The organism is Proteus terrae subsp. cibarius, from assembly GCF_011045835.1.
GTDB lineage: Bacteria > Pseudomonadota > Gammaproteobacteria > Enterobacterales > Enterobacteriaceae > Proteus > Proteus cibarius.
In genome coordinates this window covers 1,221,458-1,248,418 of sequence record NZ_CP047349.1, presented here as the reverse complement: position 1 = coordinate 1,248,418, position 26,961 = coordinate 1,221,458, and the positions used below count along the sequence as shown (strand labels likewise).

The 26,961-nt window shown below is 38.4% G+C and carries 25 protein-coding genes; 14 read left to right on the top strand and 11 right to left on the bottom strand.

Annotated features, from left to right (window positions below; genetic code table 11):
• Nucleotides 1-28 precede the first annotated feature (28 nt).
• Nucleotides 29-523, bottom strand: a complete 495-nt coding sequence (gene lrp / locus GTH25_RS05700) for a leucine-responsive transcriptional regulator Lrp (protein WP_004244566.1) — start codon at nucleotides 521-523, stop codon at nucleotides 29-31.
• 536 nt (nucleotides 524-1,059) lie between these two features.
• Here lrp and trxB point away from each other — a divergent pair.
• The 5 genes from trxB (at nucleotide 1,060) to infA (ending at nucleotide 6,936) form a co-directional block, all read left to right on the top strand.
• On the top strand, nucleotides 1,060-2,019 hold the full coding sequence (trxB, locus tag GTH25_RS05695) for a thioredoxin-disulfide reductase (protein ID WP_075672457.1): 960 nt from the start codon (nucleotides 1,060-1,062) through the stop codon (nucleotides 2,017-2,019).
• A 141-nt stretch (nucleotides 2,020-2,160) separates the two neighbouring features.
• Nucleotides 2,161-3,930, top strand: coding sequence for a heme ABC transporter permease/ATP-binding protein CydD (gene cydD, locus GTH25_RS05690; protein ID WP_159241899.1), 1,770 nt, complete (start codon nucleotides 2,161-2,163; stop codon nucleotides 3,928-3,930).
• A 2-nt stretch (nucleotides 3,931-3,932) separates the two neighbouring features.
• A complete protein-coding gene (gene cydC, locus GTH25_RS05685; RefSeq protein WP_156733142.1) occupies nucleotides 3,933-5,684 on the top strand; it encodes a heme ABC transporter ATP-binding protein/permease CydC in 1,752 nt (583 codons plus the stop codon).
• A gap of 1 nt (nucleotide 5,685) precedes the next feature.
• Nucleotides 5,686-6,378: a leucyl/phenylalanyl-tRNA--protein transferase gene (gene aat / locus GTH25_RS05680; RefSeq protein WP_075672463.1), complete on the top strand. Its 693-nt coding sequence runs from the start codon at nucleotides 5,686-5,688 to the stop codon at nucleotides 6,376-6,378.
• Nucleotides 6,379-6,717: 339 nt separating this feature from the next.
• Complete coding sequence (gene infA, locus GTH25_RS05675; RefSeq protein WP_004244560.1) at nucleotides 6,718-6,936, top strand: translation initiation factor IF-1; 219 nt, start codon at nucleotides 6,718-6,720, stop codon at nucleotides 6,934-6,936.
• A gap of 122 nt (nucleotides 6,937-7,058) precedes the next feature.
• Here the strand turns inward: infA and clpA are convergent, their stop codons facing one another.
• Nucleotides 7,059-9,350 (bottom strand): ATP-dependent Clp protease ATP-binding subunit ClpA, encoded by a 2,292-nt coding sequence (gene clpA / locus GTH25_RS05670; protein WP_075672465.1) that lies wholly within the window; start codon nucleotides 9,348-9,350, stop codon nucleotides 7,059-7,061.
• A gap of 30 nt (nucleotides 9,351-9,380) precedes the next feature.
• Nucleotides 9,381-9,695 carry an ATP-dependent Clp protease adapter ClpS gene (clpS, locus tag GTH25_RS05665; protein WP_075672467.1) on the bottom strand — a complete coding sequence of 105 codons (315 nt, stop codon included), beginning with the start codon at nucleotides 9,693-9,695 and terminating at the stop codon, nucleotides 9,381-9,383.
• 288 nt (nucleotides 9,696-9,983) lie between these two features.
• On the opposite strand from clpS, the gene cspD reads away from it, so the two are divergent.
• A complete protein-coding gene (gene cspD, locus GTH25_RS05660) occupies nucleotides 9,984-10,193 on the top strand; it encodes a cold shock domain-containing protein CspD (RefSeq protein WP_023581298.1) in 210 nt (69 codons plus the stop codon).
• Nucleotides 10,194-10,332: 139 nt separating this feature from the next.
• Here the strand turns inward: cspD and macB are convergent, their stop codons facing one another.
• From macB to GTH25_RS05645, 3 genes are all read right to left on the bottom strand, one after another.
• Nucleotides 10,333-12,279, bottom strand: a complete 1,947-nt coding sequence (gene macB, locus GTH25_RS05655) for a macrolide ABC transporter ATP-binding protein/permease MacB (protein ID WP_164530797.1) — start codon at nucleotides 12,277-12,279, stop codon at nucleotides 10,333-10,335.
• Nucleotides 12,279-13,388, bottom strand: a complete 1,110-nt coding sequence (gene macA / locus GTH25_RS05650; RefSeq protein WP_075672471.1) for a macrolide transporter subunit MacA — start codon at nucleotides 13,386-13,388, stop codon at nucleotides 12,279-12,281. Before macA ends, macB begins: the two co-directional genes overlap by 1 nt.
• A 128-nt stretch (nucleotides 13,389-13,516) precedes the next feature.
• Nucleotides 13,517-15,193: an ATP-dependent nuclease gene (locus GTH25_RS05645; protein WP_109419905.1), complete on the bottom strand. Its 1,677-nt coding sequence runs from the start codon at nucleotides 15,191-15,193 to the stop codon at nucleotides 13,517-13,519.
• Nucleotides 15,194-15,535: 342 nt separating this feature from the next.
• On the opposite strand from GTH25_RS05645, the gene GTH25_RS05640 reads away from it, so the two are divergent.
• The 6 genes from GTH25_RS05640 to artM all read left to right on the top strand — a co-directional run bounded on the left by GTH25_RS05640 (nucleotide 15,536) and on the right by artM (nucleotide 20,928).
• The gene (locus tag GTH25_RS05640) at nucleotides 15,536-16,438 is read left to right on the top strand and encodes a LysO family transporter (RefSeq protein WP_075672475.1); all 903 of its coding nucleotides are present in this window, start codon (nucleotides 15,536-15,538) and stop codon (nucleotides 16,436-16,438) included.
• Between the two features lie 52 nt (nucleotides 16,439-16,490).
• A complete protein-coding gene (locus GTH25_RS05635) occupies nucleotides 16,491-17,948 on the top strand; it encodes a DUF2867 domain-containing protein (protein ID WP_099659779.1) in 1,458 nt (485 codons plus the stop codon).
• A gap of 112 nt (nucleotides 17,949-18,060) precedes the next feature.
• Nucleotides 18,061-18,789, top strand: coding sequence for an arginine ABC transporter ATP-binding protein ArtP (artP, locus tag GTH25_RS05630; protein WP_075672552.1), 729 nt, complete (start codon nucleotides 18,061-18,063; stop codon nucleotides 18,787-18,789).
• 14 nt (nucleotides 18,790-18,803) lie between these two features.
• Nucleotides 18,804-19,538, top strand: a complete 735-nt coding sequence (gene artJ / locus GTH25_RS05625; RefSeq protein WP_023581291.1) for an arginine ABC transporter substrate-binding protein — start codon at nucleotides 18,804-18,806, stop codon at nucleotides 19,536-19,538.
• Nucleotides 19,539-19,555: 17 nt separating this feature from the next.
• The gene (gene artQ / locus GTH25_RS05620; protein WP_075672479.1) at nucleotides 19,556-20,260 is read left to right on the top strand and encodes an arginine ABC transporter permease ArtQ; all 705 of its coding nucleotides are present in this window, start codon (nucleotides 19,556-19,558) and stop codon (nucleotides 20,258-20,260) included.
• Nucleotides 20,260-20,928, top strand: coding sequence for an arginine ABC transporter permease ArtM (artM, locus tag GTH25_RS05615; protein ID WP_075672481.1), 669 nt, complete (start codon nucleotides 20,260-20,262; stop codon nucleotides 20,926-20,928). Before artQ ends, artM begins: the two co-directional genes overlap by 1 nt.
• Nucleotides 20,929-21,022: 94 nt before the next feature.
• On the opposite strand, the gene GTH25_RS05610 is transcribed toward artM, so the two are convergent.
• From GTH25_RS05610 to GTH25_RS05595, 4 genes are all read right to left on the bottom strand, one after another.
• Entirely contained in the window at nucleotides 21,023-22,222 is a 1,200-nt protein-coding gene (locus tag GTH25_RS05610; RefSeq protein ID WP_075672483.1) for a multidrug effflux MFS transporter, read from the bottom strand.
• Nucleotides 22,223-22,327: 105 nt separating this feature from the next.
• Nucleotides 22,328-23,461, bottom strand: a complete 1,134-nt coding sequence (gene rlmC / locus GTH25_RS05605) for a 23S rRNA (uracil(747)-C(5))-methyltransferase RlmC (protein WP_075672485.1) — start codon at nucleotides 23,459-23,461, stop codon at nucleotides 22,328-22,330.
• A 30-nt stretch (nucleotides 23,462-23,491) separates the two neighbouring features.
• Nucleotides 23,492-24,010, bottom strand: a complete 519-nt coding sequence (locus GTH25_RS05600) for a type III secretion system chaperone family protein (protein WP_075672487.1) — start codon at nucleotides 24,008-24,010, stop codon at nucleotides 23,492-23,494.
• Between the two features lie 167 nt (nucleotides 24,011-24,177).
• On the bottom strand, nucleotides 24,178-24,477 hold the full coding sequence (locus GTH25_RS05595) for a YbjC family protein (RefSeq protein ID WP_164530379.1): 300 nt from the start codon (nucleotides 24,475-24,477) through the stop codon (nucleotides 24,178-24,180).
• A gap of 171 nt (nucleotides 24,478-24,648) precedes the next feature.
• Between GTH25_RS05595 and GTH25_RS05590 the strand changes: the two genes are divergently transcribed.
• A complete protein-coding gene (locus tag GTH25_RS05590; protein ID WP_075672491.1) occupies nucleotides 24,649-24,912 on the top strand; it encodes a GrxA family glutaredoxin in 264 nt (87 codons plus the stop codon).
• Between the two features lie 252 nt (nucleotides 24,913-25,164).
• Here the strand turns inward: GTH25_RS05590 and GTH25_RS05585 are convergent, their stop codons facing one another.
• Complete coding sequence (locus GTH25_RS05585; protein ID WP_075672493.1) at nucleotides 25,165-25,590, bottom strand: secondary thiamine-phosphate synthase enzyme YjbQ; 426 nt, start codon at nucleotides 25,588-25,590, stop codon at nucleotides 25,165-25,167.
• 239 nt (nucleotides 25,591-25,829) lie between these two features.
• Here GTH25_RS05585 and ybjG point away from each other — a divergent pair, with 239 nt between their 5' ends.
• Nucleotides 25,830-26,441 (top strand): undecaprenyl-diphosphate phosphatase, encoded by a 612-nt coding sequence (gene ybjG / locus GTH25_RS05580; protein WP_159363910.1) that lies wholly within the window; start codon nucleotides 25,830-25,832, stop codon nucleotides 26,439-26,441.
• Nucleotides 26,442-26,961 lie beyond the last annotated feature (520 nt).

Sequence of the window (26,961 nt, the reverse complement as noted above, 5' to 3'; positions counted from 1 at the left end):
CTGTTTTGCACCAACCTATTAAGTTGGCTTAGCGAGTTTTAATTACAAGGCGGTTACTTTGTTTAACTTCTTCCATAACCACGTATGTACGTGTGTCATTAACACCCGGAAGACGTAACAGTGTTTCACCTAGTAATTTACGGTAAGCGGACATATCAGGTACACGAGTTTTCAACAGATAGTCAAAATCACCAGAAACTAAATGACATTCTTGGATTTCTTCAAGTTTCTGAACAGCCATATTGAATTGTTCAAAAACATCTGGTGCACCACGGTTTAGTGTGATTTCCACAAATACTAATAATGATGCATCTAAGTAATGTGGGTTTAACAGTGCTGTATAACCAGAAATAAATCCTTGGCGCTCTAAACGACGTACACGCTCTAAACAAGGCGTTGGTGATAAGCCTACACGTTTAGATAGCTCAACGTTTGAAATACGACCATCTTTTTGAAGCTCATTTAGAATATTCCGGTCTATTCTATCAAGATCTTTACCCGGACGTTTTTTATTATCAATCATCTCTATACTCTCTTTCTCTTACTTTATTTTCCTATACCCATACCTGTACACCATCAGCATCACTGTCGAAACTTCGGTATCAAACGGTCAGAGCAAACTACCAATCTATTTTCTTTTAATGCCAGATAAAAGTTCTATTTTATCTAAATACTCATTAGCAAATATCGTAAAGTAACTATCCTATACCCTGTCTGTCTAAAAAATATTACGTATAACATCCGAGGATAATTATCTTTAACAATCATGTTTTCGCAAATGTACAGCGGATTGTCAAAGCAAATGAGTAAAAATCAGAACAAGGCGCTATGTTATTCTCTATATACGCAAGATAAACATCAATTGTAAAGCAAAATGTTTCAGGTTAATTCGATGATGTTAGCCCAATATAACTCTATAATTATTAAACTATATTAGTATTAACTATTGCTAAAATAGCTAAAATATTATGTCTATTTCTCGTCATTGGCTTTTTTTAACGTCTTATTTCTCCTACAATCCCTCAATTCGCATCACGCCTAATCAGAGATGAGGTACACATGAGCACCATCAAACATAGCAAACTTATTATTTTAGGTTCAGGCCCTGCGGGTTATACCGCCGCCGTTTATGCTGCAAGAGCAAACTTAGAACCAGTACTGATTACGGGTGTTGAAAAAGGCGGTCAGCTGACAACAACAACAGAAGTCGAAAACTGGCCCGGAGACCCTGAGGGGCTAACAGGTCCTGGCTTAATGGACCGCATGTTTCAGCACGCTGAGAAATTTAATACAGAGATTATCTCTGACCATATTAATAAAGTCGATCTGAAAAACCGCCCATTCCGCCTATTTGGTGATGAACAAGAATACACTTGTGACGCATTAATTATCGCAACGGGTGCTTCTGCACGCTATATCGGTTTACCTTCAGAAGAATCTTTTAAAGGCCGAGGCGTTTCTGCTTGTGCAACCTGTGATGGTTTTTTCTATCGTAACCAAAAAGTTGCCGTTGTCGGTGGCGGAAATACGGCTGTAGAAGAAGCTCTTTATTTATCTAATATTGCATCAGAAGTTCATCTGATCCACCGTCGTGATTCTTTCCGTTCTGAAAAGATCTTAATTAACCGTTTAATGGATAAAGTAAACAGTGGCAATATTATTTTGCATACTGATCGTACCTTAGACGAAGTTCTTGGCGATGATATGGGTGTAACGAAAGTTCGCTTAAAAGACACTAAGAGTGATAAAACCGAAGAATTAGATGTTATGGGCGTCTTTATTGCGATTGGACATAGCCCTAACACCGCTATTTTTGACGGTCAATTAGAATTAGACAACGGTTACATCAAAGTACAATCAGGTACTCAAGGTAATGCAACACAAACCTCTATCGAGGGTGTTTTTGCAGCTGGTGACGTAATGGATCACATTTATCGTCAAGCAATTACCTCTGCTGGCACAGGCTGTATGGCTGCTTTAGATGCAGAACGTTACTTAGACGCACTAAAATCCAACTAAAATCATCACTTCCTTTCAAGGCGCTATTTCAGTAGCGCCTTTTACCATGTAACATACTAGCCTGGTTGCCAAAGCGTATAACTACTTACCCTTGGCCTTTCTGATACTTTGTATCTCACCTGCAGATTTGAATCTTTTCTTATGGATAAAACTAAACAAAGTGAATTGGTTCGATGGCTGAAACAGCAAAGTGCTCCAGCCCGTAGATGGCTACGGCTATCAATGATCCTAGGTGTTGTAAGCGGTTTATTAATTATTGCGCAAGCATGGTTATTAGCTGTTTTACTTCAAGCATTTATCATGGACAGTCTAAGTCGTGATACGCATATACCTACCTTTCTCACCCTTATTGGTATTTTTATCTTACGAGCTGTGGTGATGGCAATACGAGAGCGTGTAGGTTATCGCTGTGGTATGGCGGTCAGGCAACAAATTCGTAAAATTGTTCTTGATAGACTTGAAGAGCTAGGACCTGTTTGGGTTAAAGGTAAACCTGCGGGGAATTGGGCAACAATTATTCTAGAACAAATAGAAGATATGCAAGATTACTATGCGCGTTATATTCCGCAAATGTATCTTGCCACTATTGTGCCTATTCTTATCCTTATCACCATCTTCCCTGTTAACTGGGCTGCTGGCTTGATCCTATTTTTCACCGCCCCACTGATCCCGTTATTTATGGCATTAGTTGGATTAGGTGCAGCAGATGCTAACCGTAGAAATTTTCTCGCATTAGGTCGTTTAAGTGGTAATTTCCTCGATAGATTAAGAGGATTAGATACATTACGGTTATTTAACCGTGGTAATGCAGAAGTTAAACAGATTACTGAAGCAACAGAAGATTTCCGTAAACGAACAATGGAAGTGCTAAGAATGGCCTTCCTTTCATCAGGTGTATTGGAATTCTTTACCGCTGTTTCCATCGCAGTTGTGGCGGTTTACTTTGGTTTTTCTTACTTAGGTGAGCTTAATTTCGGTAGTTATGGTTTAGGTGTTACCCTTTTCTCAGGCTTTTTGGCGTTGATCTTAGCCCCTGAATTTTTCCAACCGTTGCGTGATTTAGGAACGTACTATCATGCAAAAGCACAAGCGATTGGTGCGGCTGAATCTTTGGTTGAATTTTTAGAAGCCGAAGGTGAAAAGCCACAATTCATAGGCAATGAGCGTATCAATGCAACAGACAGTATCGAGATAACAGCCCATGAGCTAGAAATTCTATCTCATCAAGGTGTCAAACTGGCGGGCCCATTAAACTTTACCATTAATCCTAATCAGCGAATTGCGATTGTGGGTCTTAGTGGTGCAGGTAAAAGCTCGTTGTTAAATGCACTACTCGGTTTTTTACCTTATCGTGGCTCATTAAAAGTTAATGGTATTGAATTAACACAGCTCTCCCCTGAAGCTTGGCGTCAATGTTTAAGCTGGGTTGGTCAAAATCCTAATTTACCAGAACAAACCTTGCTGGATAATATTCGCTTAAGCAATCCTAATGCCAGCGATGAACAAATCAATCTTGCCATTGAAAAAGCCTATGTCAGCGATTTTATTAATGAATTACCTGACGGCTTAAATACGATTATTGGCGATAGTGCTGCACGCCTTTCTGTTGGTCAGGCTCAGCGTATTGCTGTTGCTCGTGCTTTATTGTCACCTTGTCAATTTTTGTTATTAGATGAGCCTGCAGCAAGCCTTGATTCTCATAGCGAACAACGTGTGATGCATGCGCTTAATAATGCCTCATTAAATCAAACGACCTTGCTTATTACTCATCTACTTGAAGAGACTTTAGGTTATGACCAAATTTGGGTGATGGAAAAAGGCCAAATTATTGAAACTGGTACTTATGCATCGTTAAGCCAACAGAATGGCGCTTTTGCTCGCCTTCTTGCTCATCGTAAAGAGGAACTTTAATCATGAGAGTATTGCTTCCTTTTCTCGCACTCTATCGCCGTCACTGGTTTATGTTATTGCTAGGGATTATTCTTGCTATTCTGACTTTACTGGCGAGTATTGGTCTTTTAACACTATCAGGCTGGTTTTTAGCGGGTACATCTCTTGCTGGTTTTGCCGGCATTTATAGCTTTAACTATATGCTACCTGCGGCAGGTGTTCGAGGTGCGGCAATTTTTCGTACTGCGGGTCGTTATTTTGAAAGGCTTGTCAGTCATGACGCCACGTTTCGCGTATTATCACACTTGCGCGTATTCACCTTTAAAAAGATCCTCCCTCTTTCACCGGGTGGAATAGCTCGTTTTCGTCAAGGTGAGTTGCTTAACCGCTTAGTTGCTGATGTTGAAACGCTAGATCACCTTTATATTCGCGTTATCTCCCCTATCATTGCCGCTTTTGTTGTCATTATGACAATTATGTTTGGCCTTGGTTTAATTGATGCTCGTTTGGCCAATACGCTAGGTGGCATTATGCTTACCTTGCTGATTGTTTTACCTTTCGTATTCTATTATGCAGGTAAACCTATTGGACGAGATCTTACTGATTTACGAGGCCAATACCGCACAGTGTTAACCAGCATGTTGCAAGGACAAGCTGAGCTAACTGTTTTTGGCGCATTACCTCGTTTTAGACAAAATTTAGCGCAACTTGAAGCTAAATGGCTACGCAGACAAGCACAACAGGCAAACTTAACAGGTTTATCACAATCATTGATGATCCTCGCATCAGGACTAACAGCGACATTAATTTTATGGCTAGCAGCTGACGGTATCGACAATAGCTTTATGCCTGAAGCGTTAATTGCCTTATTTACATTTTGTGCATTGGCAGCATTTGAGTCATTAGCCCCTGTTACTGTTGCTTTCCAGCATTTAGGACAAGTAATGACATCAGCAACACGTATTTCTCATTTAATTGAGCAAAAACTTGATGTCACTTTTCCTGAAAAAGGGGGAGAAACAAACAATAGCGCTACACTGATAATGCACAATATTTGCTTTACTTATCCAAACCAGCCAATGCAAGTCATCAATCACGTTGATTTAACGATTGAAGCAGGACAACACATTGCCCTATTAGGGAAAACAGGTTGTGGTAAATCGACACTATTGCAGTTGATCAATCGCGCTTTTGATCCAACTCACGGCACAATCAGCTTAAATAATTTACCTATTGCTGATTATGATGAAGAGACATTACGCTCAATGATGTCCGTTGTTCCTCAACGCGTTCATGTCTTTAGCCATACATTAAGAGAAAATTTATTGATGGCAAAAGAACAGGCAACAGATGAAGAGCTTAAACATGTTCTTCAGCAAGTCGGTCTTGGGCAACTACTTGAAAATGATGAAGGCTTAAATGCATGGATGGGTGATGGTGGTAGACAGCTCTCTGGTGGCGAGCAGCGACGTTTAGGACTTGCAAGAGCCCTACTCCACAATGCACCTCTTGTATTGCTTGATGAGCCAACAGAAGGCCTTGATGCCGATACAGAACAGCAGATCCTCGCACTCTTGCATCAGCATTGCCAAGGTAAAGCTGTATTAATGATCACTCACAGACTTCACGGTTTAGATAAAATGGATAAAATCTGCGTTATGGATGGCGGAAAAATCGTTGAAACAGGCACTCATGCTTCGTTGTTACAACAACAGGGGCATTATGCTAAATTTCATCAAAGACAGGCTCTATTAACACCAGCTCACGAGGCATAATATGCCGTTGTTTCAATTAGATGATTGTGATTTGGATTTTCCAGAGCCTCATTTAGCTTTAAAAGAGCCCAACGGCTTATTAGCGATAGGGGGAGAAATCTCCCTTTCGCGATTACGTGTTGCGTATCAATCGGGTATTTTTCCTTGGTACTTCCCTAATGAAGAACCATTATGGTGGTCACCCGATCCAAGAGCCATTTTACCCGCTGGTGATTTGCATATTGGGCGTAGTTTACGTAAATTTATTCGTCACCAGCCTTATAAAATTACACTTAATCATGCCTTTGCTTCAGTGATTGAGGCGTGTTCTGTACGTGAAGAAGGAACATGGATAGGCCCTGATATAAAAGCAGGTTATGAAGCTCTCCATCAACAAGGTGAAGCCCACTCTGTTGAGGTTTGGGAAGATGATGAGCTCGTTGGAGGGTTATATGGAGTAAATATGGGTGCTGTTTTTTGTGGCGAGTCTATGTTTAGCCGTAGGGATAACGCCTCTAAATGTGCCTTTATTGCTTTTTATAACCATTTTCTTCGTTATGGGGGTCAACTATTTGATTGTCAGGTGCTAAACTCTCATACTGCCTCGTTAGGTGCCTCTGAGATTTCACGTGAACATTATTTAATTGCGTTATCTCGTTGGAAAAAAGTGATTATTGATAAAAAGTGTTGGTATCAGCAATCGTTGGAATTATAATCACTGCTTGTTTTTGTAAAGCCCTTCTTATTTAAGACAGAATTAAGAATGTCATTCTGTTATTTATGCAAAAAGGTTTATACAAAAATTTTATCTTACACACCCATTATGTGGTTAGGGTGCTGTTATTTTATTGCTACAAATACCACAAAATAAAGAATTACAACTTCTGTTATTACTTTTACTTTAGCAAAGTAAAACGCAAGTTGCGGTAAGGATGTTAAATACAATAGCAAGGTGTACACCATTGCTATCCAATAACATTCCTTTACATAGGACAATATTTTCGGCATTATCTTGCCGTTTAAAAAATATGGTTATTAAAACTTAGAGGATTAGATGGCCAAAGAAGACAACATTGAAATGCAAGGCACAGTACTGGATACTCTGCCAAACACGATGTTCCGCGTAGAATTAGAAAACGGACACGTCGTTACCGCTCATATCTCAGGAAAAATGCGTAAAAACTATATTCGTATCCTGACAGGCGACAAGGTTACCGTTGAGCTGACCCCATATGACCTGAGCAAAGGCCGTATCATCTTCCGTAGCCGTTGATCCCAATCTGTTCTCTCCCGTTATTGTCATATAACGGGTGAAAAAAACACCACAGGCAAGGCATTTATTGATGCTCACCTGTGGTGTATGCTTTTATAGCTTAGTGAAATTAACCGCTATCCTTAGATAACGGCATCTTCATTCTTGGCCAATTTTTCTTGGCTAACAAACTCATAATTCAATTTGCCTGCCAGTTTATCTAGTGTCACAGAAACCGATCCACCATTAACAAGAGAACCGAATAAAATCTCATTAGCTAATGGTTTTTTCAAGTTTTCTTGAATAACACGCGCCATTGGTCTTGCACCCATCGCTCTATCATAGCCTTTATCACACAACCATTGGCGTGCTTCTTGGCTCACTTCTAGCGATACCCCTTTATCATCTAACTGCACTTGTAGTTCGACAATAAATTTATCCACCACCATAGAGATAATTTCTGGCGATAATGCATTAAACCAAATAATACTATCTAAACGATTACGGAATTCAGGTGAGAAGGCTTTTTTGATTTCAACCATCGCATCAGTGCTGTTATCTTGCTCTGTAAACCCTATTGATTTACGTTGTGTTTCACGCACACCTGCATTGGTTGTCATCACTAAAATGACATTACGGAAATCTGCTTTACGACCATTGTTATCCGTTAATGTACCGTTATCCATTACCTGTAACAGGATATTGAACACATCCGGATGTGCTTTCTCAATTTCATCAAGTAACACTACGGAATATGGATTTTTAATGACAGCGTCTGTTAATAATCCCCCTTGATCAAAACCAACATAACCAGGAGGAGCACCAATTAAACGGCTGACCGTATGTCTTTCCATATATTCAGACATATCAAAGCGTAGCAACTTCACATTTAATGCTTTAGCTAGCTGTACAGTGACTTCCGTTTTACCTACCCCAGTAGGGCCTGCAAATAAGAATGAACCCACCGGTTTATTATCTTGGCTTAATCCTGCTCGACTCATCTTTATCGATTCAGACAAGGCATGGATCGCTTGATCCTGACCGAATACCAACATTTTTAATTGGTTGTCGAGATTTTTTAGCATTGATTTATCACTGCTAGAAACTGTTTTTTCAGGAATACGTGCAATTTTAGCTACGACTGATTCAATATCTGAGACATTAATAGTTTTTTTACGTTTGCTTGGTGCAACTAAACGTGTTTTTGCGCCTGCTTCATCAATAACATCGATAGCTTTATCAGGTAGATGTCTATCTGTGATGTATTTAACCGATAGGTCCACCGCTGCCTGAATGGCTTTATTGGTATAACGTACATCATGGTGTGCTTCGTATTTTTGGCGCAATCCTTTAATGATCAAGACGGTCTCATCTGGGGATGGTTCAGTCACATCAATTTTTTGGAAGCGACGCGCAAGCGCTCTGTCTTTTTCAAAGATATTACTAAATTCTTGATAAGTCGTAGAGCCTATAACACGAATTCGACCACCAGATAACAATGGTTTAATTAAGTTTGCCGCATCAACTTGCCCACCCGATGCAGCTCCCGCACCGATAATGGTGTGGATCTCATCAATAAATAAGATGCTTTTTTCATCTTTTTCGAGGGTTTTCAGTAATGCTTTAAAACGTTTTTCGAAATCGCCACGGTATTTAGTTCCCGCTAAAAGCGAACCAATATCGAGTGAATAAATAGTGTAACCTTTCATCACATCAGGAACATCATTTTGCTCAATACGCCATGCAAGCCCTTCTGCAATAGCTGTTTTACCGACACCTGATTCGCCCACTAATAATGGATTATTTTTGCGACGACGACATAACACTTGGATTGTTCTTTCTAATTCAGCTTGACGCCCAATTAGGGGATCAATTTTACCTTGGCGCGCTAACTGATTAAGGTTAGTGGTAAAATTATCCATATGATCGTCGCCTTGCGGCATCTCTTGTTGAGATTGCGCATTCATATCATTCATGTCAGAAAGATCTTCGTTTTGTTGATCTTCTTTCGAAATGCCATGAGAAATAAAGTTAACGACATCAAGGCGACTAACGTCGTGTTTACGTAATAAGTAAGCTGCGTGAGATTCTTGTTCACTAAAAATAGCCACCAGCACGTTAGCACCAGAGACTTCGTTTTTGCCTGATGATTGAACGTGAAAAACAGCGCGCTGTAATACACGCTGAAAACTCAGCGTTGGCTGTGTTTCTCTGTCCACATTTTCAGGCAAAATTGGGGTTGTTTTACGAATAAAAACTTCAAGTTCTTCGCGTAAGACTGCCAGATCGACTTTACAAGCTTCCAATGCTTCGCGTGCCGATTTATTACTTAATAGCGCCAACAACAGGTGCTCTACAGTCATAAATTCGTGTCTGTTATCACGGGCTTTCGCGAATGCAACATTAAGACTCAGCTCTAATTCGTGATTAAGCATAAGCACCTCCTCCTTAAAAGACTAACCGGATCATGCCTGTTCAAGAGTACACAAAAGTGGGTATTCATTTTCTCTCGCATACAGATTAACTTGAGCCACTTTTGTTTCGGCAATATCCGCACTATAAACCCCACAAACTCCTTTTCCTTTATGATGAACGTCCAACATAATTTGTGTTGCTTTTTCCTCGCTAAGGAAAAAATACATCGTAAGCACTTCTACAACAAAATCCATGGGGGTGTAATCATCATTATTCAAGATCACCTTATACATTGCTGGTGGCTCATTTTTCTGATGAACATCTTCCCTTAACGTGGTTTCTGTTAAAAAATCAAACTGACCCATTGTTTTGCATTACTCATAGTTTTATTAAACGTCACTTTCAATTATGACATTTAGTTTACCATCTCACAGGAAAGTCTGCCTATCAACGCTTTTTTATTCCTACTTTTTACATTCAAAAAATTACAAAGCGTTAGCTACATCAAAATTTCACCTACTCGAAACACTTTCTATCCCCCTCACCTCTTGACGATTGAAACAATAAAATAGAGTATGTTTTATGAACAGCTCAGTAAATATACTGAAAGTGATGTTAAACAAATAAATACAAGTATATGAGAGAAGCTAAGTATGGAGACAGGTACAGTAAAGTGGTTCAATAATGCTAAGGGCTTTGGTTTTATTACCCCTGCAAAAGGTGGCGATGATATTTTTGCCCACTATTCAACAATCAGAATGGAAGGTTACCGCACACTTAAAGCGGGGCAGAAAGTTAATTATAGCACGATAAAAGGGCCTAAAGGTGATCACGCTGACCTTATCATTCCTATTATTGAATAGAAGATAATTTACAGTATAAATACACCCGATAAAAATACCTTTTACTCTCAATAGTTGGGTATTTTTAGCTAAATAGAATACCTAATTCATTCAAATAAAAGCCCTTTATATTTTAAGGGCTTTTATCTTATAGTTTGGATTATTCTCTCGCTAGGGCATCTATTGGGTTCATTTTTGCTGCACTTCTTGCTGGTAAAAATCCAAAAATAACCCCAATGGCCGTTGAACAGACAAAAGCACTCACTAATGCAATAGGCTGGAATACAAAATGCCAATCAGGCAACATAATACTTGCCACCATAGCGATACCAAATGAAAGGCCAATTCCTAGTGATCCTCCGACTAAACAAACTAATACAGACTCGATAAGGAATTGTTGCATCACATCACTCGCTCTAGCACCAACAGCCATTCTAATACCAATTTCTCGCGTTCTTTCTGTTACTGAAACCAGCATAATATTCATTACACCAATTCCACCTACCACTAATGAAATAACGGCTACTAAAGTGAGAAATAGTTGCATTGTTTGAGTAGTACTTTCGGCAGCCTTAATAAAGCTATCAAGGTTATAAGTAAAAATATCTTTTTTACCGTGCCTAATCGTTAATAAACGAATAATTTGTTGTTCTGCAACACTGGCGTCATAACCTTCAGTTGCTCTTACTGTAATACTATCAAGATAGCTTCGATTTAAAATACGACTATTTAATGTGCTGTAAGGCACCCATACTTTGAGGGATTGACCATTACCAAATGCCGATTTTTTCTCAGCAATGACGCCAACAATTGTAGAGGGAATATTGCGAATAATGATTTGTTCACCAATAACCTCTTTTTTGGTAGGAAAGAATCGTTGACGCGTATTTTCATCAATAACAACAACTTGAGCTTGTCGTTGGATCATATCAGGTGTAAACGAGCGGCCTTGCGAAAACTTCATGGCATATACAGTGAAATAGTCGTCACTCACTCCCGCAACAGATGCCGGTGAATCTTGGTTTCCACGGCGTAATCGAGTACTAAATTGAACTTGTGGTGTAACAGCTTGTACATAAGATTGTTGCTTTAAAGCGAAAACATCTTGCAGTGTTAATGATTGTCTATCTTCCGGTGAATCACTCCCAAAATCTTTTCCGGGATAGATATCAATAGTATTAGAGCCAATCGCTTTTATATCTGCCAGCACCATGCTTTTAGCTGCATCACCAATCACAATAATCGTAACGACAGAGGCAATACCAATAATAATACCAAGCATCGTTAGCAGAGTGCGTACTTTGTTCACCACCATTGCACGCCAAGCCATATCTAATGCTTGTGTAAAACGCCCAAATATTTGCCCCAAATAAGAAGACGTTAAAACAGGTGTTGTCTCTTTTTTAACTTTACTTGCCGTTGTTTGATGGAAATTATCATTAATAATTTTACCGTCTTTTATCTCTATAATGCGCTCAGCCTGTGCCGCAATCACAGGATCATGGGTTACGATAATCACCGTATGCCCTTGCTCATTGAGTTGCTTAAGAATAGACATAACTTCTTTACCAGAATGGCTATCCAATGCACCTGTTGGCTCATCAGCAAGAATGACCTCGCCACCATTCATCAACGCTCTCGCAATACTTACACGCTGTTGCTGACCACCAGAAAGTTGATTAGGGCGATAATCAACGCGATCACCTAATCCTAAGCGCGTTAATAATTCGCGAGCTCTTTCTTTTCTTTGGGTAGCATTTTTATCTGCGTAAATCGCAGGAATTTCGACATTTTGCTCTGCAGTTAAATGGGACATCAAATGGTAGCGCTGGAAGATAAAACCAAAATGCTCACGGCGTAATGCAGCAAGTTGGTCACCTTCCATTTTCGCAACACTTTGACCTGCAACTTTATATTCACCGCTACTTGGTTTATCTAAGCAGCCTAAAATATTCATCAACGTCGATTTACCAGAGCCAGAAGCGCCAATAATCGCTACCATTTCCCCTGCATTAATCGTTAATGAGACTTTATTGAGAACAATGGTTTTCTCTTCACCATTGGTATATAAACGACTAACCTCATTGAGCTCTAATAATGCAGGCATCATGCTTCTCCTGAAGTTTCACCCAGAATAACCTCATCGTTTTCTTTTAATCCGCTGAGAACTTCTGCATAAACATCAGTACGCATGCCTATTTTTACTGTGCGTTTTTCTGGCTGACCATTAACTAATACATCAACATAATATTCATTAATTCCTGCATCATCACCTAATACAGAAAGCGGAACAAGAAGCACATCTTTCTTATTTTCGATAAGAATTTTAACTTGCGCTGTCATTTGTAAACGTAATAAATGCTGTTCATTAGGTACTTCAAAACGGGCATAGTAAAAAATAGCGTCATTAATTTTTTCGGGTGTAGGTAGGATATCTTTCAACTTACCGCTGAACGCTTTATCGGGCGCACCTAAAACCGTAAAAGAAGCACTAAGCTCAGGCTTTAAATAAATGACATCAGCTTCTGATACTTCTGCTTTTACCAGCATCGTGTCTAAATCAGCTAGTGTTAAAATAGTCGGTGCTTCTTGCGCAGCAATCACCGTCTGGCCTTCAAGGGTTTTAATAAAAGTGACAACTCCATCCATAGGCGCGGTTATCCGTGTATATTGCAGGTTAGTTCTCGCCGTATCTAGTGTAGCTTGGTTCTTTTTAATTTGTGCTTGATAAGTGATGATGCGTGCTTTTTTAACTTCAACATCCGTTTTAGTACGATCAAGTTCATCTTGTGCAATTGCATGAGTGCCAATGAGCTTTAATTGGCGTTGATAAGTTAATTGAGCTAAACGCAATTCTGCCTGTGCTTGTTGAAGGTTTGCTCTAAGCTCATTGTTGGTTTCCTGCGATTCAGTGACTTCGTTTTGCGCTTTCTTAGGATCAATAATCGCTAACAAATCACCCTTTTTAACCACATCGCCCTCTTTCACAAACAAAGTTTGTAACTGGCCACTGACCTGCGCACCCACATCAACTTTACGCACTGCATCAAGCTTACCCGTTGCAGTGACTTCTTTAGACAGATCACCTCTTGTGATCTGTTGTGTTTGATATATTGGTGCCTTCTCTTTTGGCCAAACAAAATACGTAGCGATTGCGGCAACAACTAAAATAAGGGTAAACATTCCCCCTCGCTTTTTTAAAGATAAAAAAGCCATAAAATTTCCTTCTAAACATAAAGATGCGATAAATCATACAAAGCATTAGCTATGAGACTTTATTCTCATAGCTAAATAAAATAAGTGTAGATCTCGTGAATTTATCTTGCTTATACAAGTGTTGCGAATTAATTCGCCTTACCTCTTGCAAGCCATGCCACACGAGAAAACATACTTTTCAGTATGGATGGGATGGAATCTACTCCACGTTGAGCTGCATTGTTAGCCACCGTTAGTGCTAGATCAGGCTTGGATGAACGTTGAATAGCTTTAATGATCACGCGTCGAGTTGGCCATTTTTCATTATCTGGCACACCTGCAACATCATGATATACATTACGAAAACCTTCTTTGTATAAAAAATGTTCCATATCTAATGCAGGAAGCTTCGTTAATCTATCACGCTCTGCGTCATTGCTTTTTAACGCAAAATCCTTAACGGTAGCGGCATATTTCTTACCTGCTTCATCACCATCCACTAAGGTATGCCATTCTATACCCATATAGGTTGCGTACTTTAATAATGGCTTAAGTCCACATTGAGCAAACTCAATGACTTTTATTCCTTCCGCTTCAAAGAAATAATTACATTGTCTTGCCAATTCGTTCATTAACCAAATCTCTGTTTCACCTTCGACCAATAACCAACAACGTGCAAATAACGCAGAAGGTCGGTTATAACGAATATGAAAAGAGATACGTCGCTCTTCATCAGAATGAAGTTGCTGATCCCCTACGCGGTAAGCAGCGACTTTATCGGTATCACGTACTAAACGGCAAACGCTCTCTAATGGAGCAAGTGACAGCAACTCACCTGAGTTTGTGGTTGTGATCCGTTGTAATGAAAAAAGATTGAGTAATCCCCAAGCCACCGAAAGCATAATAGGATGCAAACGTGTTTCTGGGTTTTCAACAATCACGATAGGTCTTGCATAAGGATCGAGCGCGACACTACCACGAGACTGCAAGATAGAAGAAAACATCCCCAAGATTATTAATCGAATACTTCTCTGATTAGGTTTTGCCAACACTTTATTAATATTTTCTAAAGCATGCCAGCCACGAACATGAGGCTCATTGACTTTTCGATGCCGAGTTCGTGATTTAAACAATAACGAGCCATGATCTGCAAAGTAGTGCCCTAATAACTGTTGCATTGCATCCAGCCCTTCACGTAAATCCTCATCTGATAATTCATCAGGATTTTTGACTAAGGCTTTGGTTAACTCGCTCATTTTATTATTAAACGCTTCTCGATGAGGATTATTATGAGAATCGATAACATCGGAAGCAAGATCACGAACAAAACGCGCATCTTGTAAGCGAAGTACAGGATAAAGTCTAACAATCTCTGCAATAATCTCTTGAGTTTGTCCATTAGGCAAACGAATTTGCTTTCCTTCTTTATCAAGAAAATAGCGGAATGTTTTTACATTCTTCTGCTCATCTAATTCAGCACTGATCCGGTAATAGATATGTTTAAGATCATCACCATTTTCGACCCACACAGGCGCTATTTTATGGAAACGGTAAGATCGATGACGTCCAGGGCGAGATTCGGTAAATGTTAAAATAATTTGTAGGCTTTTTTTGCCATTTTCTTCCGGCTCATTCGGCAAACGATGGAAATCATCAGGGGTAAATGCATATTGATAGGTTTCAATACCCAAACTGAGTGTTAACGCATCAAGTAATGAACTTTTACCCCACGCATTTTCACCCACTAAGACTGTATTCATATCAAGAGGTAATGAAAGACGATTAAGTCCACGGAATCCAACTATTTCCACTCTTTCTAAATACATAAATTCCCTCGTTAGTTACGACTAAGCTATGGTTTTATTTTATTCTTCCTATCTGCATTTTATGCTTAATCAGCTAATAATTTCACTTAATGGATATTTTCATTAAATCACAGTTCAAGATAGCCGTAATAAAATTTACTCAACTATTCGATATATACCCATTTTGTTCGCTTTTCAATCAATTAAAGTCACTTACACCTAAACGTGGTAGGCTCGTTACCTTTAATAAATATTTTAGGCTTATCTTAATTTCTGTATCCACAACATCATAAGTAAATGTTATAATACTAATCACGTTATTAGTTTATTTTATAATTTGAGCACACTCAGTAAGGAATAGAAATGCTATCAGGGTTATTGATTATCCTACTTCCGCTTTTTGTAGGGTATTTGATTAAGTTAAACAATCGCCCATTACTTCATTTGGCAAACCGCCTACTTAGCGCGATGGTTTACGTTATCCTATTTCTAATGGGCGTAAGTTTAGCCATGCTAGATAATATTGGCGAAAACTTAGTCTCAATTCTTTCTTATGCCAGTGTTTTCTTTTTATGTACCTTTGGCGCCAATTTACTATTTTTATGGCTACTGGATAAAAAAGATCCTTGGCATGTCCCTGCCCATAAACAGTCCAAACCTCCTTCTCGCATAAAAATGGTACTTGAATCACTGCAGTTATGCGGTGTCGTTGTTGTAGGTTTCTTTGTCGGTTTAACAGGCTGGTCAATTTTTCATTATGCCTCTCATGCCAGCCAAGGCGCACTTATCTTCTTACTTTGGTTGGTCGGTTTACAATTACGCAATAGTGGAATGAGCCCAAAGCAAATTCTTATCAACCGTCGTGGAACAACTGTTGCCGTCGTTATGGGGGTTAGCGCACTTGCTGGGGGAGCTTTAGCGGCTTACTTACTAGGATTACCGATGAAAATGGGATTAGCCATTGCATCCGGTTATGGGTGGTATTCATTATCAGGTATTGTGCTTACCGATGCATTTGGCCCCGTTATTGGTAGTACTGCATTTTTCAATGACTTAATGCGTGAGTTAGCGGCAATCATGCTTATTCCTATTATTGTTAATCGTTATAGAAATACAGCATTAGGGATTTGTGGTTCAACATCTATGGACTTTACCTTGCCTGTTTTACAAAGAAGTGGTGGTGTATCCATCGTTCCTGCGGCTATTGTGCATGGATTCGTTTTAAGTTTAATCACACCAATCTTGATGGCGTTCTTTACTTCATAGAAAAATCAGTAACAATAGAACGATAACGTTCTCTTTTTACAATGGATTAACAATGAATCAACAGCGTGTATTAGTACTTGGTGCAAGTGGACATATTGGTCAAAATCTTATTCCAGCTCTGATAAAACAAGGTCATCAGGTCACCGCTGGTGCCCGTAGAGTTGACTGGATGATGTCTCAAGGTTGGGAAAATACGCGCTGTATCTTTGTTGATTTACATGATCCAGAAACCTTAAACAAAGTAATGCATGATACTGATATCGTTTATTACCTTGTTCATAGTATGGGTGATGCACATAATTTAGTTGAACAAGAGCGTAAAGCAGCAATTAACGTTGTAGAAGCGTTAGAAGGCACCGATGTTAAACAAATTATCTTTTTAAGTGCCTTACAACATGAAGATCAACAATATTCCCCTCATCTTATTGCCCGAAAACTTACAGGTGAAGTGTTAAGAACCAGCACCATTCCTGTGACTGAAATTCGTACCTCAATGATTGTTGGTCCCGGCTCGGCTGCCTTTGAGATTATGCGTGATATGGTTTATAACCTTCCCATTCTTACACCACCACGTTGGGTTCGTTCTAAATCCTCCCCTATTGCTCTCAAAAACTTAATTCACTATTTAACTGAAATTATTCATCATCCCACTCATCAACATCGTATTTTTGATGCAGGTGGTCCTGAATACATTAGTTATCAAACCCTTTTTGAGCGCTTTATTAAGATCTCAGGTAAAAAGCGAGTGCTGATCCCGCTACCTATGCCGGGTAGTCTTATTTCTGCGGGTTTTATCAGTATGATAACCTCTGTACCAACCTCTATTGCTAAAGAGCTTATTCAAGGGCTTAAATACGATCTCCCAGCCAACGATGAGCCATTACGTAAACTTATTCCTCAAACTCTCATTAAATTTGATGAAGCAGTACAAGAAACACTCGCAGATGAAGAAGCCGCTTTAGACAACCAAGACTGGGGTTACTCTCCGGCTGTTCGTAGTCGCTGGAAACCCGGTTATGGTTATTACCCCAAAAATGCAGGTTGTACAGTATCTACACCAGCAAGCGCAGCATCTCTTTGGCGTACAGTACAACAAATCGGCGGAGAACAGGGCTATTTTTATGGTAATGCGCTATGGAAAACTCGCGCCATTATGGACGATATTGTTGGAAATAAAGTCACATACGGACGCCCTTCTAGAGAAACGTTAGAGCTTGGCGACATGATTGATGGTTGGCGAGTAATCAAACTAGAGCCAGAAAAACAGCTCACACTATTATTTGGAATGAAAGCTCCCGGTTTAGGCAGACTTTCTTTCACGATCCACGACAGTGGTAATCTTCGCTCAATAGATGTTCGCGCTTGGTGGCACCCAGCAGGTTTTAGTGGATTGCTTTATTGGTTTGCCATGATGCCTGCGCACTTATTTATTTTCAAAGGTATGGCTAAAACAATAAGTACTAACGCTTACAAATTGGATAAAAATTCACCTAGCAGTGAAAAAAAATAGCCGAATTACCCATTTTTACGTAAAAAAACCACTTTATTATGCAGTTTTAGTTGCATAATTATTCTTACCGTTTTATTATTTGAACCAGTTAATGACTATTCAGAAAAAACGCATGAGTATTCAATTAAAAAACATAAATTGTTTCTACGGTTCGCACCAAGCACTCTATGATATTAATCTAGAATGCTCAGCTGGTGAAACGATGGTTCTATTAGGACCAAGTGGTGCAGGTAAGAGCTCATTAATGAGAGTTCTTAATTTATTAGAAATGCCACGTTCAGGCGAATTAGAAATTGCGGGTCTGCATTTTGACTTTAGCCAACAGCCTAACGCAAAGGCAATTCGTTCATTACGCCAAAATGTGGGTATGGTATTTCAACAATACAATTTATGGCCACATTTAACGGTTCTTGATAATTTAATTGAAGCACCTTGTCGTGTATTAGGTTTATCAAAACCGCAAGCCAAAGAAAAAGCGATGAAATTGCTTGAGCGTTTACGTTTGAGTGATTACGCAGGACGTTTTCCTCTGCATTTATCTGGAGGACAACAACAACGTGTTGCTATTGCAAGAGCATTAATGATGGAGCCTCAAGTTCTCTTATTTGATGAACCTACGGCAGCATTAGATCCTGAAATTACAGCTCAAGTTGTTGATATTATTAAAGAGCTATCTGAAACGGGTATTACACAAGTCATTGTGACCCATGAAGTTGAAATTGCACGCAAAGCCGCGAGCAAAGTTGTATATATGGAAAACGGCCGTATTATAGAGCAAGGTGATAACCATCATTTCACTGCTCCACAAACGGAAGCTTTTGCTAATTACTTGTCACACTAAATCAGGATCAGACAATGAAAAAAATATTATTTGCAGCACTTCTGACCAGTATTACACTTTCTGCAACTGCGGCTGAGAAAGAGACAATTCGTTTTGCAACTGAAGCAACATATCCTCCATTTGAAATGATTGATGCGAATAATCAAATTGTGGGATTTGATGTTGATTTAGCAAATGCAATGTGTGCAAAAATTAATGCTGATTGTACCTTTACCAATCAGTCATTTGATAGTTTAATTCCTAGTCTGAAATTCCGTCGTTTTGAAGCGTTAATGGCGGGTATTGATATTACGCCAGAGCGTCAAAAACAAGTTGATTTCACCGATTCTTACTATGATAACTCAGCAGTATTTATCACTGTAACCGGTAAGATTTCTGATGTAGCTAGCCTAAAAGGCAAACAAATTGGTGTGCAAAATGGGACAACCCATCAGAAATTCATCAATGAACAACACAAAGAGATGAAAACTGTTCCTTATGACAGTTATCAAAATGCGGTATTAGACCTTAAAAATGGTCGTATCGAAGCTATCTTTGGTGACACTGCGGTTGTTAATGAATGGCTGAAAAAGAATCCTGAATTAGGTATTGTAGGCGACAAAGTTGCAGATCCTAACTACTTTGGTACAGGCCTTGCGATCGCAGTAAGAAAAGGTAATGCTGATTTACAAGATAAATTAAACAAAGCATTAGCTGAAGTAAAAGCTGATGGCACCTATGATGTCATTTATAAAAAATGGTTTGAATAACAATAATAGCTTAATAGATGAATGAAATAACAACTCTAGCAGGTGCGGCCGTCACAACGGTCTCACTTGCTATTTCTGCTCTTATCCTCGGATTAATTCTAGCCATGCTGTTTACAGCTTGGGAATCCGCGAGATGGAAAGCCTTTGCTTTCTTAGGAACATGCTGGGTAACACTAATTAGAGGACTACCAGAAATGCTGGTGGTTCTTTTTGTCTATTATGGCACCCTACAAGGTGTCATGATGCTAATGGATGGAATTGATCTCGGAGCTTTCACCTTACAAGTTGATTTTGGTGATACTGAATCATTACCTTTCTATTGCGGTGTTATCGCCCTTTCACTTCTTTATGCTTCTTATGCTTCGCAAACTTTACGTGGTGCATTAAAAGCAGTACCAACAGGACAATGGGAAGCCGGCCAAGCATTAGGTATGGGCCGTATTACTATTTTCTTCCGCTTCATCATGCCTCAAATGTGGCGTCATGCTTTACCGGGTTTAGGTAATCAGTGGTTAGTTTTATTAAAAGATACCGCTTTAGTCTCATTAATCAGTGTTAATGATTTAATGTTACAAACACAAAGTATTGCTAACCGAACTCAAGAGCCTTTTACTTGGTATAGCATTGTTGCATTGATTTATTTGGCAATTACTTTGGTCAGTCAATATATCCTGAAATGGTTAGAAATGAGAACGACTCGATTTGAACGGAGTGCCTCATAATGTGGGATTATATTGTTGATATTTTACCGGGATTACCAACAAGCCTGTCTTTAACAGTCGTGGCTCTATTGGTTGCATTTACACTTTCAGTTTTAATGACTTTTGTTTTGGCACTCAAAACACCTGTCATTAGCCAAATAGTCAAAGCCTACATTACCTTATTTACGGGTACGCCTTTATTGGTGCAGTTCTTCTTAATCTATTATGGTCCAGGGCAATTTCCTGTGTTGAAAAACTTCCCAACAATGTGGGAGTTATTATCAACGCCGTGGTTCTGTGCGATGGTTACATTAGCATTAAATAGTGCAGCTTATTCAACCTTGCTTTTTTATGGTGCTGTAAGAGCTATTCCTTCTGGACAATGGCAATCTTGCCAAGCATTAGGAATGTCACCAGTACAAACAGCAAGAGTGATATTACCTTACGCATTTAAACGTGCGCTTTCATCATATTCAAACGAAGTAGTTTTGATATTCAAAAGTACCTCACTTGCCAGTACTATCACCTTACTTGAATTAACAGGTTATAGCCGACAAGTCTTTGGTCAAAGCTATGATGTGATGGTTTTTGTAGCAGCAGGTATTATTTATCTGTGTATCAACGGAATACTGACACTCTTAATGCGATTAATTGAGAAGAAAGCGTTAGAGTTTGAGCATCGTAATTAAAAACGAGTGAGCCAAACTGTCAATGTAAAAACACCCCAGTATTTTTCACTCTGGGGTGTTTTTTTTATGTTTGAATAAACAATAAATATATGTTCTATTCTTGCGTAGCCTGTTTTTCTATTAGCGCTTCTTTGTGGCTTACTCGATAAGCATTCAATGCTAATAAACTGCCCAATAACATCACAATTGCTAACGCTAATTTAGGTTGCACTGGTGAAGCCAGTGCTGTTAAACCAAAGGCTGCACCACCCGCCATTTGAATAAAACCCACTAATGCAGAGGCAATACCTGCCGTTTGTGAATAAGGCTCAAGAGCATAACTTGTCGCAGGCCCCATAATAAAAGCAAGACCAGCGCAAGCACTTGCGACAGGCAGCATATAAATCAACCAATGATTTTGTAATTCAGCAGGGAAAAATATCAAGCTACCTAACAAACTCACACAGCCTAATGCCATTAACCCGCTCCCTAAAATCAAACAAATAGGTCTACCAACACGGTGAATAACGCGGTTTGCATAAAAACTGACAAACATTATCCAAAAGCCATTTACACCAAAAACAATAGAAAAAATCAGTGCTGATAGTTTCGCATCATTCATTAATACAATTGGAGCAAATGATACATAAGTTAATGCCATTCCCATTGTGCCCGCATTCACTAAAGCAAAAGTCAAAAAGCGTTTACTGCATAAAATCTCAAAGTATGTTTTACCTAATTTTTGCTTTGATTGAGTTGTATTTTCAGGCTTTGTTTCTGGTAAAAAACGGGTGATCAAGATTAATACAAACACTGAATAGAAAATTAAGAACCCGAAAGGTGCTCTCCATCCCCAATACTCTGCCAATAATCCACCTAATAGTGGCGCCAATGCAGGAATGATATTGAGTGTACCATTTAGAAAACCGAAAACACGAGCAGCTTCATTACCATTAAAACAGTCACGAACGCAGGTAAACGCCACAACGGAAGTACAACACACCGCTGAAGCTTGTAATAATCGTGAAATAATAAAAAGCGCTGAGTCTGTCGAAATCGTTGCTATGATAGAACCCACAATATAGATAAAGATCCCAGCGATAGCGATAGGTTTACGACCAAACTTATCCACCAAAGGCCCCGATATAAGTTGCCCTACACCTAAGACTAAAATAAATAAAGCAATAGTAGATTGAATAAGGGATATACTGCTCCCTAAATCTTGGGCAATCGCAGGTATCGTCGGTAAATAGAGATCGATCCCCAAAGGCCCCAATAACACCATCACTAATAACAACGCTTTTAAATTCTGCATAAAATAGAATGCCCATCTAATAAAAAAGAAAACGCCCGATGTTATCCATCGAGCGTTAAATGCTGATTTATACTAACACTCAATCACTATTTTGTAATAAATATCTTAGCTGTCTTGTAATACCAATAACGTAAGGACTTCATAATGAGAAGTATGAGGAAACATATCAAACAACTGCACTCTATCTATTCGATAGTGAGAAAGTTGCTGAATATCTTTTGCCATCGTTTGAGCATTACAACTTGAGTAAAGGATAAAGCGAGGTTTCATTTTATTGAGATAATCGCACAATGCCTCACCAATACCTCGCCTTGGTGGATTAACAAGCACTAACTCAGGAACAGACTCTTTAGCTAAGGCATAACCTGTTGAATCTAATGCTTGAAACTCGACATGCTCTAACCCTAATTCCTGAGCTGATAAACGTGCACATTCAATAGCTTCAGGACTAATTTCAATACCTGTTAATTGGGTTGATTTATCCGCGCAATGCAACCCAAAGCCCCCTGAGCCACAAAACATATCCCACAAATGCGTGATATTTAATTCTCTTACCCAACGACCGGCTGTAGCATAAAGTGATGAAGCTACCGCTGGATTGGTTTGAAAAAAACCTCTAGGCCGAATATGCAATGGAATTTGGTTAAATGATTCATCCAAGAACGTTTTTTCTGTCAGAATAATTTCTTGTTCACCTTCCAAAATAGCCATATGCACAGGTTGAATATTAACAGAGATAACCGCTAATTGAGGCAATTGCTCTTGTAACCAAGGAAGTGCTTTACGAAGTTGTTCTAGTTTTTTTTCTGAACGCAAAACAAAGCGCAACATCATGGTGTTATTACTTCGGCTTTCAGTTAATAAAATAAACTTGAGTTCACCACGGCGGCGTTCAATGTCGTAAGGTACTAGCCCTGCTTTTGCAATAAATATTTTCAAAATAGAAAACACGGGTACAAAAGAAACTGGATATAGTGGACATTCGCATAAATCAACAGCGATACCGTCTTTAGTTTTTAAGCCCAAGACGGGTCTTTCAACACTCCCACTGACTACCATCTTTGCTTTATTACGAAACTGCGCTTGTTGGCTTGCAACAGGCGCTAATTTATCAAAAGCATAATCTTCTGGAAGTAATGCTAATAGACTGTGCTGTTTTTTCTTGATTTGTTCAGGATAAGCAAGAGAAAGCCATTCGCAAGAATGACATTCACCCGCACTAAATCGTGCGCATTGCATAAGATTTTATGACCGTTATGGAGATTAGTATTAATGTACAGTATAGGAGGAGTCGGTTGATGTGCTATTTATCTCAACATCTTCGTCTTCATCATCTTCTTCGTTTTCACTTTCTTGTTTTTCACCATACAAGAAACCGTTATTAAAAATTTCGCTAACGACTTCAGCAGATTGCTCTTCTGCTTTTTGTAAGAACAGGTCGAATTGATTCAGTGAAATACCTGCGGCAACCGGAAATGATTGGCAGAAAACTAATTTTGGTAAGTTCTCATCACTAATTTCTAGAAATGTTTTAATAAATAAAGAGCTTGCATTAATTTGGCTAAGATTAGCCATTAAAGGCACTATTGCTGAGGGTTTTAATTCAGCGATAGCGGTAAATACAAGTACATCCTCAAGAATATCAATTTTGGCATCAAAAATACCACTGATATATTGAAGATGTGGTAAATGTAACGCCTGACAAGAGTCACATTCATAGTAAGCAATCTGTAGTTCATCAAGCCAAGACTTTAGCTGATCCAGATCGGTAGTCACAACAGCGTTCATTCAAATAACCTTTACGCGCAAAAAAAAGAGTGCCTGTTGGCATTGATGCTATTTTGCCACTTTTTCTATCTTGAAGGCACTAATAAATAGAAAAACTAAGAAAATTAAGCCAATTTACATATTGGATTTTCTTAGTTTCTAATGCATTTTTGAGAAAAAACAGTTAACTATTCTTCGTTATTCTCTTTTTTCTTACTCTTTGTGGATTTATGATCAATCCCTAAAAAAGTTAATCGATAAATAGCACGCCATACAATATGGATAGCAGGCGGGATCATGCAGATAATGCCCAAAACAACTAGCGTTAATTGTCCTGTATACGTTCCTAACCACTGCGGAGAAGTCATATATTGGTTGATATAAAGATAAGCAACCACTAATAAAATAATACCGATTATCTCAATGATGATAATGGGTTTTGGCATATCTGACAGTGATTTCATATCTCGATTTGAAGGCTTTTCCATTTTTTCTCCGCTAAATGCTGTATCGCAGTCCTATCTCATTATTCGGCAAATTGGTATAATTTATCACACTAAAAGGCAATAACTGTTTTTGTTTAGCCTAATAAAAGGGCATAGTAACAACCAATAGAAACTATTATGCCTGAATTTTATTTCTTCAATAAGGAGTGTCGTATGTTTGTTGTTATTTTTGGTCGTCCGGGTTGCCCATATTGTGTACGTGCTAAACAACTGGCTGAAAAACTATCTAAACAACTTGATGATTTCGATTTCCGCTATGTAGATATTCATGCTGAAGGAATTACAAAAGCTGATTTATCTAAAACTGTCGGAAAAGAAGTTGAAACTGTGCCACAAATTTTTATTGATGAAAAACATATTGGTGGTTGCACAGATTTTGAAGCTTATTCAAAAGAAAACTTTGGTATTTCAATTTAGTTCAAAAGCGCTAAAACAACTTATTTATCAATATGTTTTAGCGCTTTCTCTTTTTTTAACTCCCTATTTTTTCTTTATTTTTCCTCTTTTCTAAAAAAAATTCTATTTTTTTTCATTAGTCTGCGAACTTTCTTTCTAACTCGGAGTCTGAATTAGTGCCACTGCTTTTCTTTGATGTCCCCAAATATTGAGGAGCCCGATAGTTTCAACCCTTTTGGTGAAATAGCTGTCGGGTTTTTTATTGCCTGAAATTTAGTAACACTCACCTTGCAAGGTTACGATAATACGACGACTACCGCCATGATTTCGATGTTCACCAAGATAAATCCCCTGCCAAGTTCCTAAATTCAACTCACCTTGACTAATAGGAACCGTAACACTTTGTCCAAGTAAACTACTTTTAATATGCGCTGGCATATCATCACTGCCTTCATAGCTGTGAAGATAGTAATCTTCATCCTCTTTTACGCTTTGATTAAAGAAGCTTTCAAAGTCACTTCGCACTGTTGGATCCGCATTTTCATTAATCGTTAATGAAGCCGATGTATGTTGAATAAAAAAATGAGCAATTCCGATTTTATATTGTCTTAGCTCTGGTAATTCTTGAATCAATGCTTGTGTAATTAAGTGAAATCCTCTTGGCCTTGAATTAAGGACAATATTTTTCTGGAACCACATAAAGTTATACCTCGTTGAAGATAAGAAAAAGAATGATGTGAGAGCAATAATATAAGCGCAATACTCTTTTTAAGAGTGCTTTAGCTCGGTTTGATATAAAACTGACAAATCTTTTAAAAAAAGCACAATTAAATAAGAAAAAAACACTTTACCCCTATTACTCCCTCATTTACCCTTAAAAACTTGCGTATTATGTATCATAAACATCGCTTATCAGTACGACATGTATGGAGCCTACTTTGCTGGAACAATTCAATTTAGCCGTATTTTCAATGATGAATGCAACACCTGCGGCATCTCCTTTAGAAATCGGTACGGCGATAGTTATTGCTAAGTACCTTGTCTATCTTTTTCCGTTATCTTTAGTGTTCTATTGGTTATGGGGTAGTGAAAGCCATCTTAGTCAACAAAGAACATTAGCATGCAAAGCAGCTGTCTCTTTAGGGATCGCACTTTCTATCTCTTGGATGATTGGTGCTATTGCTCCTCATGAACGTCCTTTTGCCGCCAACATTGGTTACAATTTTCTTGCCCACGATGCGACACCATCATTCCCAAGTAACCATGGTACATTTGTTTTCACCATTGCTTTAGCTTATCTCTTTTGGCATAACAGCAAACGTATTGGATATATTATGCTCGGTTTAGGTATTGCTATTGCTTGGGCGCGTATCTATCTTGGCGTGCATTGGCCAATCGATATGATTGGTGCTTTTATCGTTGCTCTACTTTCTTGTGGCCTTTGCCAGATCTTCTGGTCTAAAGGTGGCGATATACTCCAAAAATGGGTACAAAGGCTCTATCAGCTCTGTTTTGCCTATCCTATTCGTAAAGGTTGGACAAAGGCCTAACCTTTCTAATACTGAAAAAGACCACATTTATTGTGGTCTTTTTTATATTCAGCTTAAGTAATACCGCCTTTCAATATATTAATATATAAATAAAAATATTCTCTATTATTATATTATTTGTCTAAAAAACAAATTTGTTGTTATTTTAATCAAAATAAAACTTTTATATTCGTTATATAACAACCTACCAAACTCATTTATTAACAAATTCGCTGTCGTATTTATAAACAATATTCTACTTATAAACGAAATATAGTTATATTCATTTCATAAAATAAAAGAAATTCATTAATAAATAATCATATCACATCGTTTCTATATTCTTTTGTCTACTTTTAAACATTAATTAAAGAAAATTATTTATTGTTATATTTCAATAAGATAAATGGTTAACGTAATGTTTTAATTGTAAATAAAAATAACCTAATTGATTTTAATCATTTATTTCCCAAATAATAAAAACACCTAAAAATAATCATTAACATATGAATATTTAAGTATTTAGCTTTATTTTATACTT